The organism is Flagellimonas flava, assembly GCF_050617915.1.
In the GTDB taxonomy this organism is placed as follows: domain Bacteria; phylum Bacteroidota; class Bacteroidia; order Flavobacteriales; family Flavobacteriaceae; genus Flagellimonas; species Flagellimonas flava_A.
The window spans coordinates 259,745-273,733 of the sequence record NZ_JBODQE010000006.1 but is presented as its reverse complement, the minus strand read 5'-3'; the positions used below and the strand labels follow the sequence as shown (position 1 = coordinate 273,733).

The following is a 13,989-nucleotide window of genomic DNA, read 5'->3' as shown; positions in this document are numbered from 1 at the left end:
ATGAAAAAGAAAAATTTTATCAATTTATTTCTGGTTTTACTAGTCCTGGTAATTGGATGTAGCGATGATTTTACAGAGACTCCAGCGGTTGGAGCATTATCTGACGAAGCTTTGGCCAATGAAGATGGACTTGCATTATTGTTAACAGGAGCTTATTCCTCACTGAATGCTGTAAGCTCAACCAGCTATGGAAATGGCTGGGGTAGAGCTGCGGACAATTGGTGGATGGATGTATTGTCTGATGACGCACATAAAGGGAGTACCAATGATGACCAGGCAGATTTGAAAGAAATCGAAATTATGAACTGGTCATCAGCCAATGGGTATTTTTACGCACGTTGGGGCGAACTGTTTACTTTGGTAAATCGATCTAATGCCGTGATGGCGCTATCAAGTTCCTTGGAAAATCCTGGGGATTTTATAGACCAAGTCGCGCAAGCCAGGTTCTTAAGAGGATTGGCATATTTTCAACTTCAAGTAATGTATGGAAATGTACCCTTCATTTCAGAAGAGAATTATGCTGCATCTGAATTCAATCAACCCAATCCGGGCCCAGTATGGGACCAAATTGAAGCTGATTTTCAATTTGCTATAGACAATCTACCTGACACTCGCGATAGCGGGAATGTTGGTAGACCCACTTCCTGGACGGCTAAGGCATTTTTGGGAAAAACGCATTTGCATCAATCTGATTGGGCTGCTGCCTTAACGTTGCTAAATGATGTAATCAATAATGGCCCATATGCCCTTCTGGCAGATTTTGTGGAAAACTTTAGACTGGCTGGAGAGAATGGTTCCGAGTCTATATTTCAAATTCAGTTTACCACGGATAGCGGTCAGTCATACAATGGTAATGTAGTTGGTGCACTTAATTTCCCCAATCCAGGTCCTTTTGGGTCTTGTTGCGGATTTTATCAACCAACACAGGATTTATTGAATGCATTTCAAACAGATGCCAGCGGTCTTCCGTTGCTTGACACGTATAACCAGACCGATGTAACAAGCGATTGGGACATTCTTTCTTTCGTTCCAGATACAGACCCTCCACAACCGACTGATTTTACTCCATTTGCGGGTAATCTGGACCCAAGAGCCGATTATACGGTAGGAAGAAGAGGAATTGATTATAACGGTTATGGTGAGCATATAGGCGAGGCCTGGATTAGGGCCAAATTTGCCAATGGCGATATTTCAGGCCCATATTTGCCCAAAAAGAACGTTTACTGGGCAGATGATGCTGGAACACAGCAGGCAACAGGTGCTTGGGGACAACAACTTTCAGGGGTTAACTATAATGTGATGCGTTATGCTGACGTGCTGTTGATGGCTGCGGAAGCTGCAGTAGAAACAGGCGACTTGCCCACTGCTCTCAACTATGTGAATCTAGTTAGGAACAGGGCAAAAAATTCCAATTATATGCAAGCAACAGATGGTTCAGGCGATGCTGCCAATTATGTGGTTGAGCCATATGCATCTTTTGCTGATGCCAATTTTGCAAGAGACGCAGTTCGTTTTGAGCGTCGTTTGGAATTGGGCATGGAAGGTCACCGTTTGTTTGACCTTAGAAGATGGGGTGCTTCCCAGTCTATCCTAACGGAATATTATACCAATGAGGCACGTACTATTCCTGGATTTGGGGCTTTGATCAACCCTTATGACAGTAAGCATGATCTATTCCCAATTCCAATTGGGGCAATAGACCTCAGTGGTGGAAGTTTAACACAAAACCCTGGATATTAAGAATTAGTAGTTTGGTTAGTTTACATGGTTAATTAAATTAAGTTTAAGTTGACTAAGAAAACAGGGTGTAAAAGCCCTGTTTTCGAATTTATTATATATCTCCAATGAAGTATAAAGGCAAGGTAGTTTTCATTGTAGGCGTGACAATTTTATTGTTTTTGTCATGCAATAGACAAAACAAGGATCAAAAGCCTCGATTATTTTCAAAAATTGGTTCCCAAGAATCAGGGATTGATTTTGCCAATAATTTAATTGAAAATGATTCCCTCAATTACTTTACCTACGCCTATATCTACATGGGAGGAGGAATTTCCGCAGGAGACATCAACAATGATGGCCTAGTGGATCTATATTTCACCGGGAATATGGTTCCCAATAAATTATACCTGAACAAAGGGAATCTGAAATTTGAAGATATTTCGGAATCGGCTGGAGTTTCAGGTGATGATAGATGGTATACCGGTACCACCATGTCCGATGTGAACAACGATGGTTTTCTGGATATTTACTGCTCGGTCGGTGGAAAATTTGGACCCAAGGAAAATCAATTGTTTATTAACAATGGTGATAACACATTTACAGAAAAGGCCAAAGAATTTGGGATAGATGATCCCAGCAATAGTGTTCAAAGCACTTTTTTTGATTATGATTTAGACGGGGATTTGGACTTGTATGTCGCCAATTACCCCCCCACACGATTTAATGCCCCTAATTTTTACTATGCATTCAAACAAAAGTTTCCAAAACCTTTGGAAACCGATAGATTATTCAAAAATGAGGATGGAATATTCATTGATGTAACTGAGGAAGCCGGTTTAAAGACCTTTGGTCTTTCCTTAAGTGCAACCGTAGGAGACCTCAATCAAGATGGGTGGCCAGACCTTTATGTGTCCAACGATTTTAGCAGTCCGGATTACCTTTTCATCAATAATAAAAATGGAACCTTTTCGGAGCAGGTAAGAGCGGTGACCAAGAACACCTCATTTTATGGAATGGGAGTGGATATTGCCGATTTCAACAACGATTTACTGTTAGACGTACTGCAGGTGGACATGACGGCCAATATAAACCGCAGGGCGAAGGCCAACATGGCCAGCATGAATCCAGATTTGTTTTGGAGCACTGTAAATGCCGGTTTTCACTATCAGTACATGCAGAATAGCCTTCAAATGAACAATGGAAATCTTCTGGATTCCTTACCTGATTTTAGCAATGTGTCCCGCTTGGCAGGGATTTCCTCAACCGACTGGAGTTGGGGGCCACTATTTGCTGATTTAGACAATGACGGATGGAAGGACATCTTCATTTCCAACGGAACTAGACGGGAAATAAACAACAGGGATTTTTTCAAAAAGATAGAGCAAACAGGGGTAAGCGAAGACAGTACACTGATCAAGAGTCTTGCAATTCCATCTGAGAAAATAGACAACTTCGTCTTTAAAAATAAAGGGGATTTGACCTTTGAACGGAAAAACAAGGAATGGGGCATTGAACATTTAGGTTTTGCCAATGGCTCGGTTTATGTGGATTTGGACAATGATGGAGATCTTGAAATTGTCACCAACAACATTGATGATGTGGCCACGGTCTTTGAAAACAAAAGTTCAGAAAACAGCAACCATCTGACCCTAAAATTTAAGGGCACGGACAAAAATCCCTTTGGGATAGGAACAAAGGCTACCTTATATGCCAATGGTAGCCATCAATACCAGGAAATGACACTGACCAGGGGATTTCAATCCTCAGTGGCCCCACAGCTGCACTTTGGTCTTGGAAATACACAAAAAATAGATTCCATTAAGATTGTTTGGCCAGATAATAAGGTGCAGCTGGTGAGGGGACCCGAAGTCAATTCTTCGTTAATTATGGATTACGGTATGGCGGTTGCCATGGGGGAAGGCCAAAAGCCGTCCAATTCCGCTCAGCTGTTTCAGCAGGTGGATCCATCGATGGCCGTAGATCACCGTCATCTGGAAAATCCCTACAATGATTTTGACAAGGAAATTTTATTGCCCCACCAAATGTCCATGTTGGGTCCCAATGTAGCTGTGGGCGACCTTAATGGTGATCAGTTGGACGACTTTGTTGTTGGAGGTGCGGCACAAAGCCCAGCGGCCGTTTTTTACCAAAATTCAGAAGGATTCCAGAAAAAGGAGATGGATATTTTGAATGAGGATAGCGCTCATGAGGATATGGGGATTCACATCTTTGATGCGGACAGTGATGGCGATAATGACATTTATATGGTAAGCGGAGGCAATGAATTTTCATCGGATTCCCATTTACTTCAAGATAGGCTGTATGTAAACGATGGTAATGGAAACTTTGAAAAATCAGTTTCAGCATTACCTCAAATGAGCAGTAGCGGATCGCGGGTGCATAGTCTTGATTATGATAAGGATGGGGATTTGGATTTATTTGTCGGTGGCCGATTAGTGCCAGCAAGCTACCCTTTACCGGCCAACAGCTATATTCTGGAAAATGTAAGCGAAAAAGGAACACCCAAATTTGTGGATGTGACCCCAAAAGTAGCTCCCATGTTGGAAAAATTGGGAATGGTTACCGATGCAGTCTGGTCCGATTTTGATGGCGATGGGTGGACAGATTTGATTGTTGTGGGCGAGTGGATGCCCATTACCCTGCTTAAAAACGATCAAGGCTATTTTTCAGACGTTTCCCAAGCATATGGACTAGAGGATTCACGAAGCTGGTGGTTCAGTATAGAGGAAGGGGATTTTGACCAGGATGGAGACAAGGACTACATCGTAGGGAATTTGGGATTGAATTATAAGTACAAAGCGAGCAAGGACGAGACCTTTGATATTTACCTCAATGATTTTGACAACAACAATACCAATGATATTGTGCTGAGTTATTTCAATGAGGGTGAAAAATTTCCTTTAAGAGGTCGGGAATGTTCCTCCCAGCAAATGCCAGGGATTAAGGATAAGTTCAAGGATTATGAGTCCTTTTCACAAGCTACCCTTACGGATGTGTATACGGAAAGAAGCCTGGAAGAATCCTTGCACTATCAGGTAAAATCCTTTGCAAGTATCTACTTGGAAAATAAGGACGGTAAATTTATAAGGCATGAGCTGCCCAAACTGGCGCAGTTGTCCTCCATCAACCAAATTCTGGTAAAAGATTATACCCATGACGGTCATTTGGATGTGCTTATTGCCGGAAATCTGCACAGCTCAGAGGTAGAGACCCCAAGAAATGACGCTGGAAACGGGCTCCTCTTAAAAGGCGATGGTGCCGGTGGATTCATTCCGATAGAAGGCCATACCAGCGGTTTTTATGTGCCCGGGGATGTTAAGGACATGCAATCCCTCCAAATGGATGAAAAAGAATATATTGTAGTGGTAAAAAATTCCGATTATATTCAATTGCTGCAGTCCATACCCTAGATGAACATTTTCCGAGGGTTGATTGTGGGACTAATCCGAAATCATTTCAATAGCTGAATGAAACAATTTTTTAGAATCCTCAAAGGCCTGCTCGTAGTATTGGCTGTGCTGCTTGTGACTTTCTTTCTGGGGCCAAAAGTGGAAAAGCCGGATTTGGACACTACATTGCCCGAAGTAAATGCCAATTTATTGGCATTGGATCGGGAAATCAAACAAGCAGAAAAAGCAATTCCCAATATAAAACCGGATAACGATGCCCGTATCGTGTGGATTGATAGCATACCCAGCAAAACACCGTATAGCATTGTGTATCTTCATGGATGGTCCGCGAGTAGGGAAGAGGGGAATCCCATCCACATAAACACAGCCAAGGCCTATGGCTGCAATTTGTACCTGCCCAGATTGGCAGGACACGGATTGCAAGAAGAAGAGGCCATGCTGGATCTTACAGCCAATCAAGTATTGGAGTCGGCAAAAAAGGCCATTGCCGTGGCAAAACAGTTGGGAGACAAGGTGATCATTATGGCTACTTCTACTGGGGGAACGCTCGCATTACATTTGGCGGGTGGAGATCCAGATGTAGCAGCAATGCTCTTATATTCCCCTAATGTTGAGATTTATGACCCCAATGCCAAACTACTTTCCGGGCCTTGGGGATTACAGTTGGCCAAGGCGGTCAAAAAGAGCGATTATCATGAATTTGAGGCCAAAGAGGACAAGATGAAATATTGGACCACCAAATACAGATTGGAAGCGCTGACCCATCTGCAATCCTTAGTAGACCATACCATGATTCCTGAAACTTTCGCCAAGGTTGGCCAGCCTGTATTTTTGGGTTATTTCTATAAAAACGATTCCATCCAGGACAACGTGGTTTCTGTCCCTGCGATGCAAAGCATGTTTGACCAACTGGGAACGGCCGCAGAGCAAAAACGAAAAGTTGCTTTTGACAAGGTGGGTGATCATGTAATGACCAGTCACATTACTTCCAAGGATTTGGAATCGGTGCAACAAGAAACCGAAAATTTCTTAGAGGAGGTGTTGGGGCTTGAAAAGGTCAAGGTTTTGGACACAATTACTGAAATATTCTCAGAGGAAGTGGCACCATAGAATTGTTAAAATTTTTAAAGATCTTTTGGTTACTAGACGACTGGTCATATATTTGTGCTCGCAATGGAGACAAAAACACTTAAGGGCGAATTAAAATGCAATGAGTTTTTGGAAAAAGGGATGGAGGTCCTTTGGTCCAAAGGCTACAATGCCACAAGTGTTAACGATATAGTACAGGCAGCAGGAGTACCAAAAGGTTCCTTTTACTTTTATTTTGATAGCAAGGAGGACTTTGCGGTTAAAGCTATTACCACCTATTTCAATTTGAATTATACACCAGCCAAGGAGATTTTGGATGATCTATCCAAATCGCCCAAGCAACGACTGTTGGACTTTTATGAATTCCGATGTTCTGTGATCAAAAATGAATTGGAGTGCAAAATGGGCTGCTTAGCTTGTAATCTGGGCAATGAAATGGCCGAACATAGTGAGAAGATTAGATCAGCTATTGCGGCCAAGGAGGAAACCATAAGAAATGAAATAGCGGCCGTTGTCCTGGAGGCGCAGCAAAAGGGGGAAATAAATAGTGCAATAAATGCTATGGATATTGTTGCCTTTTTTGAAGACGCAGGAAAGGGAGCAATGACCACCATGAAAGAAATGAAAAGTGCCTATCCGGTGGATAATTATATGGCGATGCTGCGGAAGTTCATGTTTGGTTAAATTTTTTTTGGCTTTTTTATAGATGACTGGTCAATTATTAATTTGGCATCATAGTTTTTCATCTATAAATAGTCACATTAAAAGATAAAGTTGACCGGACAGTTATTACCAAAATAAATATAAATAAATGTCCAAAGCGTATAAGTCAGAACGTCAAAAAATAAACATCATAATAAACCTTAATCAATCCTAATCAATGAATGCAATTCAGAAAACCAAAAATGCAGCCAATGCATTTGCGAAGAATTGGGCCAATTTTGTAATCAAGTTCAAATGGCCTGTTCTCATTTTGACTATTTTACTCGCCATGGGTCTTGCCTCCCAAGGCAAGATGGAGTTCGATGGGGACTATCACGTATTTTTTAGCGAATCCAACCCAGAGCTGGAAGCCTTTGATGCCCTTCAGGAAAAATACACCAAGGACGACAACATTATTGTTGTGCTTGCCCCGAAGGACGGTAACATTTTTACTAGGGAAAACCTGGTTGCCATCGAAGAACTTACCGCCGAAGCTTGGAACACGCCTTACTCCTCACGAGTGGATGCCGTGACCAATTTTCAGCACACCAGTGCTCAAGGCGATGACCTTTATGTGGACGACTTGTCCTATGATTCTGCAAACAAAACGGATGCAGAAATCGCTGAAATCAGGGAAAAAGCCTTGAAGGAACCGCTACTCGTCCATAGAATCATCAATGAGGAAGGAAGTGTGACCGCAATTAATATCACGGTACGCCTTCCAGGGGAAAATAGCGCAGCAGAGATCCCGGAAGTGACCATCGCCACCCGCGAGATGATGTCAAAATTTCAGGAGGATCATCCCAATTTTGATGTGTATACCACTGGTCTGGTACCATTGAATACCGCCTTTTTCGAATCATCCCAAAAGGACCTGATGCTCACCATGGTCATGTTGTTGATCGTGGTCATCGTAACCTTGATCCTGACCCGCAACTTTTTTGCTACCCTGGCCACCCTCGTAGTGGTTTTGTTTTCAATCATGAGTGCGGTGGGCTTTATCGGCTTGAATGGAATCAAATTAACGCCCCCGTCAGCAGTGTTCCCAACCATGATATTGACCTTGGCCGTTGCGGACAGTATACACATTCTGGTAACCTATCTGCAAAAGGTACGCAAGGATGGATTGGACAAAAAAGCGGCTTTGGTTGAGTCAATGCGTCTCAATTTTATGCCGGTTTTCATTACCAGTTTAACCACAGTAATCGGATTCCTTACCCTAAATTATGGCGATGTGCCACCGTTTTGGGATTTAGGCAATATTGTGGCCTTCGGAATGGCAATGGCTTTCTTGTTTTCAACCACCACCCTTCCTGCGCTAATGGCCATTTTCCCAATTTGGAAATCCAAAAAGGCAGCCAAGAAACAGGATAAAGAACTGCACACAGGCATGTATGCTCGATTGGGTCAGTTTGTGATTAAACAACCGGTAAGATTGACCATCATATCCTTGGCAATTATTGGGATGCTTGCCTATTTGGCCAGTAAAAATGTCTTTAACGATGAGTTTGTGGAGTATTTTGATACCACGGTTCAGTTTAGACAGGACAGTGATTTTATCAATGAGAATCTGACAGGGTTTTACAATGTGGAATTCTCCGTGGGAAGTGGGGAAAGTGGAGGAATCAACAATCCTGAATACCTACAAAAACTGAACGATTTTGAGGACTGGTTGGAAGAACAACCCGAGGTAGTACACGTGAATGCCTTTAGTGAGGTAGCCCGACGGGTGAATCGTTCCATGCACGGCGATGACCAAAGTTTTTATAAGGTGCCCGAGAATAGGGAGGAAGCAGCGCAATATCTTTTGTTGTATGAACTTTCCCTTCCTTTTGGCTTGGACCTGAACAACCAAATCAATGTGGATAAATCGGAATCTAGGGTGACGGTTACCTTGGAAAACAACTCCAGCGCCGAGATGATTGCATTTGCGGAACGATCGGAAAAATGGCTGGAGGACAATGCTCCGGACGCAATGCACTCATTAGGTGTAAGTCCTACCTTGATGTTCTCCAAACTTGGTTTTCGCCAAGCAGAGAGCATGTTCAAGGGAAATATCATCGCCTTGATATTGATTTCGTTGGTGTTGATGATTGCCCTGCGAAATGTCAAGCTTGGGTTCTTGAGTATTATCCCCAATGTGACCCCTGTTTTAGTTGGTTTTGGACTTTGGTTTTTACTCAAAGGAACAATTAACACGGGGATGGTTATCGTGTTTGGAATGACGTTGGGAATCATAGTGGACGACACCGTACACTTTATGAGCAAGTTCCTTCGTGCCCGAAGAGAGCTGGGCTATAACGCCAAGGATGCCATTATATATGCCTTTGAAACGGTTGGTAAGGCTTTGGTGACCACTACTATAGTGCTGCTCGCTGGATTTGTGGTTTTGTCCACTTCCACCTTCGCCTTGAACAGTTATATGGCAAGAATAACCGTAATCATCATTATTGCAGCTCTGGTTATCGACTTTATTCTCCTCCCGTCCTTACTGATTTTGGTCAGCAAAAAAGAAGAGAAAACGGTGACCGAACCTAAAATGCAAATGCAACTCGATAAATAATTTAAAAACACACAATTCGAATTTAATCATGAAAAAGAGTAGAATTTTTATACCAATAATTGCCTCGGTTCTAGCTGTGGCAACTACAAATGCCCAGTCTGCGGAAGAACGTGGATTGCAGATTGCCGAAGCCGCCGAGAAAGCCGATGAAGGCTTTGGAAGCTCTATTGTGGAGCTTAAAATGACCTTGAAGAACAAAAATGGTCAGACCAGCGAGCGGTTTTTGACCACCCGAACCTTGGAACTGACGGAGGACGGTGATAAGTCCTTGATCGTATTTGAAAGCCCAAAAGATGTGAAGGGAACGGCAACTTTGACGTTTACCCATAAAGTTGGAGCGGACGATCAATGGCTATATCTGCCATCAATCAAAAGGGTGAAAAGGATTTCTTCAAACAATAAATCCGGTCCTTTTGTGGGCAGTGAGTTTGCCTATGAAGATTTGTCTTCCCAGGAGGTAGAGAAGTATGCCTACAAATTCCTAAAAGAGGATGGAGATTTGTTAGTGGTGGAGCAGGATCCCGTGGATCCAAAATCCGGGTATACGAGAAGAGTGGTCACCTACAACAAAGGCAAAGGATATCGCTTGGAAAAAATAGAGTTTTACGACCGTAAAAATGCCTTGTTGAAAACCTTGGTCTATAGTGATTACAAACTCTATAAAAATAAATTCTGGAGAGCCGCCACCTTCAACATGGTCAACCATCAAAGCAATAAGGAAACCCTGTTGAAATTTGGAGAATACAACTTTGGCGCCGAATTGGCCGAGGAGGATTTTACCGAAGTGGCTTTGAAAAGAGCGGGTAGCTAGTCCCGTTCCATTTTTGTCTGATTCAGAATGTTAAGGCCAAGGTATGTTCGCCACAAGCTTGTTAATGTGGTTGTGTGATGGTACAGGCTTGTAAATACCTTGGCTTTGATTTTAAATCCAAAGAATTTTGAAGATAAACATGCATAAGAAGCTACTTTTTTGGGTAGCCTTGGGTTTGATGGGAACCACTGTTGGTTTTGCCCAGGAAAAGGAAAAACCAAAACCCGTCCATGAGCTGGAGTTGGAACTGGAGGCGGAATACCGCTACTTTTTGGATGATGCCCAATTTACAGAACAATTGGATCATTATCCCTCCTTTGCTTTGCGACCCGATTACTCCTTGGAGTGGAATAAAGGTTATGAAAGTATCAATTTTACTGGTTTTTTTAGGCTGGACAGGGATGACGAGCGTACCCATTGGGACATTCGTGAACTCTATTACCAAAAGGCCAAGGGCAATTGGGAGTTAAGCGTTGGTCTCAAAAAAATCTATTGGGGTGTTGCAGAGAGCAATCATTTGGTGGATATCATTAACCAGACCGATGCGGTGGAAACCTTTGATGGGGAGGAAAAATTGGGGCAACCCATGGCCCAGTTCAGCTATATAACCAATAAGCTCGGGACTTTTGATTTTTTCTATTTGCCCTATCATAGAAAACGAACATTTCCAGGTGAGAAAGGTCGATTGAGGTTTGGAACTGTTGTTGATCAGGACGACTTGGGTTATGAAAGTGGAGCGGAAGAGTGGCGTCAGGATTTTGCTGTACGTTGGAAACATTACTTCGGCATTTTTGATGTGGGAATTTCCCATTTTTATGGGAACGGAAGGGAACCGCTATTTGTCTTTGACAACCAAGGAAATATCAATGCTTTTTATCCTGTAATTAACCAGACTGGGTTGGATGTGCAGATTACCCATGGTGCGTTCCTTTGGAAATTGGAGGCCATTTACCGTAATGCAGATGCACAGGACTTTACGGCATTAGTGGCCGGACTGGAATATACTTTCAGCAATATTGATGGTAATGGCCTGGATATTGGACTTTTGGGAGAATATCTGTACGATGAACGGGATGAATTGTCCCTAAATGCACTTCAAAATGATATATTTTTTGGAAGCCGAATCGCTTTTAACGATGTGCAGGATACCTCTATTTTGATTGGAGGGATAACGGATTTGGAGTCGAGCAGCAAGATTTTTAGCTTGGAGGCCTCGAGACGTTTTGGTTCCAATTGGCGAGCGGAGGTAGAGGCCAGAATTTTTAGCAAGATTGATAATACGGAGCTGATTCTGTCCAATTTTAGGGAAGACAGTTTTTTACGCTTCACTATTTCGCGTTTTTTTTAAGAATCTGGATGATGGGTTGACTAACTCAAATCATCTAGGGTAGTTCCTATCCAAGAAAGCCCCGACCGTAGGTCGGGGCTTCTTATTTAGGTTGAAAGCCAACTACTGCTCCTTGTGACTTTGGAACAATATAGTGTCCAATTCCAGATATTTATCTTTCATCAGGGCCAAGGCAAAGGCAGCTGCAGAAGCGGTAAAGACGGAATAGTCAAAAGAGCCTTTAATGCTCGAGGAAAAAGTAATGGCCAAAGCAAAAGCCAGCAACAAATAACCGGACAGTTTGGCTATCAATTCTGTTTTTAGACCTAGTAGAAGTAAGAGGGCAAAAATAACCTCCAAAGCTGTGGCCAAAAATGCGACCACAGGAATCATTCCTCCGGGAAACCAGGGGTTCATGGCTTGGGTGCTTTGAACAAAAACGTCCCAATTGCCCCAGGAATAAAGCCCTTCTGGCCAAAAACCAAGACGGTCAGCAACTGCTGATAAAAATGCTGTGGATAAGGATAACCTTAAAAATAACTTGACAAATTTTGAATGCATAAGATTGATGTTTTCAACAAAATTAATGATCCATCAGTCCATCATTCTTTGATAAATGTCAAAAAATTATGGGGCTTTTCTAATCCTGCTCAAAGTTTCTTGAGTCATGCCCATATAGGAAGCTATATGGCCTAAATTTACCCGTTGGATGAGTTGTGGCCTTGTCTTGACCAGATTGTCATAACGCTCTTTGGCAGAAAAGAACAAGAATTCCTCAATACGATCTGCACCTTCGGTGTACATGCGTTCCAAAACAAGTCGTACGTACTTTTCGTATTCTGGATGCTGTGATAGCAAACTCTGAAGGTCAGCATAGGAAATGGAAAACACCTCACTATCTTCCAACAATTCCACATTGTACCGACTCTTTTTTAAGCTTATAATACTATCTACCGCAGTAATGATTTCACCTTCCGAGGCCAGATGGACTGTAATGTCCTTCCCATCTTTATAGAAAAACGTCCTAGCCAAGCCTTTTTGGATAAGGTAAATATGTTCGCAAACCGCGCCTTTTTCATGTAGCAAATGATTTTTTGGATAGTTGTTTAGTTCCATTCTTTCAAAAATTTTTGAAACTAAATCCAAAGGAGCAATACCATCCAAGTTGTTGAAGTTCATAGTTAGGGAGAGGGGTTTGAGTTTCGATATTAGGGTTAAAGGTACGATGGGAAACGACAAAAATGCCCGTAATTTTAAGCTAATAGGAAAAAAATCCAATGGCAGTTTTAACCATTGGACTTCATTCGAGATATATGTCAAAAGTTACCCGATGTCTTCCAAAAGCCAAACATTTGCCGAACCGGAAATATCCAAATTATGTAAGGTGTCGTTTTGATCTCCATCAGTGGACGTAAATGAATAATCGAAAGTCAGATGCATGGTTTCCAAGTTATAATCCACATTTGAGATTTGGAAATTTAAAACCGTATTGTCTTCCATATCAAAATTAGCGCTTATCGTGAAGTACTTGTTGTCTGCACCAATTACGGCGTAATGATCCAACCAAAAAGTCCCAGATTGAACCAACTCATCGGTACCACCAAGATCTACAATACTAAAGCTAATCTCAACAAAGGTGTCTTGTGGTGTTATCCCAGGTGTACTGATATAGCGCCTTAATACAAAGTCATGAACAGTACCATCAGGAGTGTCAATGGCTTCTACATGATTGTAGAACAACTGGAAGTTTCCGTTAACTGGCAAAAACTTAAATGTAGCATCATTTTCAAAAGGTTGATCATCAGGTCGAGTGCCATCTAAGTTCAGTGTAATGTATCCGTATTGGGTCATAATTTCTAGACTTTCCCCACTTTCACCATCCATACCTTGGCAGTCCAAACCGTTAAGGTTTCCATCATTGTTGATATCTTCGCCCGGATCTACTTGTCCATTCCCATTGGTGTCCCAGCAACTAGTACCGCTGTTACCATCATTTCCTTGATCACCTGTTATCCCCTGGCAATCCAAATAGTTCCACTGCCCATCATTATTAATGTCCTCAGAATCTTGATTTATTCCGTCTCCGTTGGCATCATGGCAATTCAAGCCAGCTAATCCATCAGCTCCATTTGCCCCATCTTCAGGACTACAGGCTATCGATACCAATAAAAATATCGGAATCGAACTTCTAAGTAATCTAAAAAATCTCATATCGTTTCAGTTTAATGTGATTGCATTAAACTAGATGGGATTCAAAAAAAATCGGCGGTTCAATTGACAGATACCCTGTTTCGATTGACGGATGTAGTGTTTAGCTTTGAAAATCTTAAGGAAAGTGAGCAATTTT

Annotated in this window: 10 protein-coding genes; 7 read left to right on the top strand and 3 right to left on the bottom strand. The window is 42.2% G+C overall.

Going from position 1 to position 13,989, the window contains the following annotated elements; genetic code table 11:
- The 7 genes from ACRHOZ_RS16530 to ACRHOZ_RS16500 all read left to right on the top strand — a co-directional run bounded on the left by ACRHOZ_RS16530 (position 1) and on the right by ACRHOZ_RS16500 (position 11,663).
- Positions 1–1,740 carry a RagB/SusD family nutrient uptake outer membrane protein gene (locus ACRHOZ_RS16530; protein WP_431127834.1) on the top strand — a complete coding sequence of 580 codons (1,740 nt, stop codon included), beginning with the start codon at positions 1–3 and terminating at the stop codon, positions 1,738–1,740.
- Positions 1,741–1,844: 104 nt separating this feature from the next.
- Positions 1,845–5,150 carry a VCBS repeat-containing protein gene (locus tag ACRHOZ_RS16525; protein ID WP_431127831.1) on the top strand — a complete coding sequence of 1,102 codons (3,306 nt, stop codon included), beginning with the start codon at positions 1,845–1,847 and terminating at the stop codon, positions 5,148–5,150.
- Positions 5,151–5,207: 57 nt separating this feature from the next.
- A complete protein-coding gene (locus tag ACRHOZ_RS16520; protein ID WP_431127828.1) occupies positions 5,208–6,260 on the top strand; it encodes an alpha/beta hydrolase in 1,053 nt (350 codons plus the stop codon).
- Between the two features lie 63 nt (positions 6,261–6,323).
- The gene (locus tag ACRHOZ_RS16515; protein WP_431127825.1) at positions 6,324–6,923 is read left to right on the top strand and encodes a TetR/AcrR family transcriptional regulator; all 600 of its coding nucleotides are present in this window, start codon (positions 6,324–6,326) and stop codon (positions 6,921–6,923) included.
- A gap of 196 nt (positions 6,924–7,119) precedes the next feature.
- Positions 7,120–9,504, top strand: coding sequence for an efflux RND transporter permease subunit (locus ACRHOZ_RS16510; protein WP_431127822.1), 2,385 nt, complete (start codon positions 7,120–7,122; stop codon positions 9,502–9,504).
- Positions 9,505–9,532: 28 nt separating this feature from the next.
- On the top strand, positions 9,533–10,315 hold the full coding sequence (locus ACRHOZ_RS16505; RefSeq protein WP_431127819.1) for an outer membrane lipoprotein-sorting protein: 783 nt from the start codon (positions 9,533–9,535) through the stop codon (positions 10,313–10,315).
- 139 nt (positions 10,316–10,454) lie between these two features.
- Positions 10,455–11,663 (top strand): hypothetical protein, encoded by a 1,209-nt coding sequence (locus ACRHOZ_RS16500; protein ID WP_431127816.1) that lies wholly within the window; start codon positions 10,455–10,457, stop codon positions 11,661–11,663.
- Positions 11,664–11,765: 102 nt separating this feature from the next.
- Here ACRHOZ_RS16500 and ACRHOZ_RS16495 read toward each other — a convergent pair whose 3' ends face one another.
- The 3 genes from ACRHOZ_RS16495 to ACRHOZ_RS16485 form a co-directional block, all read right to left on the bottom strand.
- On the bottom strand, positions 11,766–12,203 hold the full coding sequence (locus ACRHOZ_RS16495) for a DoxX family protein (protein WP_431127813.1): 438 nt from the start codon (positions 12,201–12,203) through the stop codon (positions 11,766–11,768).
- 66 nt (positions 12,204–12,269) lie between these two features.
- A complete protein-coding gene (locus ACRHOZ_RS16490) occupies positions 12,270–12,821 on the bottom strand; it encodes a Crp/Fnr family transcriptional regulator (RefSeq protein ID WP_431127810.1) in 552 nt (183 codons plus the stop codon).
- A gap of 144 nt (positions 12,822–12,965) precedes the next feature.
- Entirely contained in the window at positions 12,966–13,853 is an 888-nt protein-coding gene (locus ACRHOZ_RS16485) for a hypothetical protein (RefSeq protein WP_431127807.1), read from the bottom strand.
- Between the last annotated feature and the right edge of the window lie 136 nt (positions 13,854–13,989).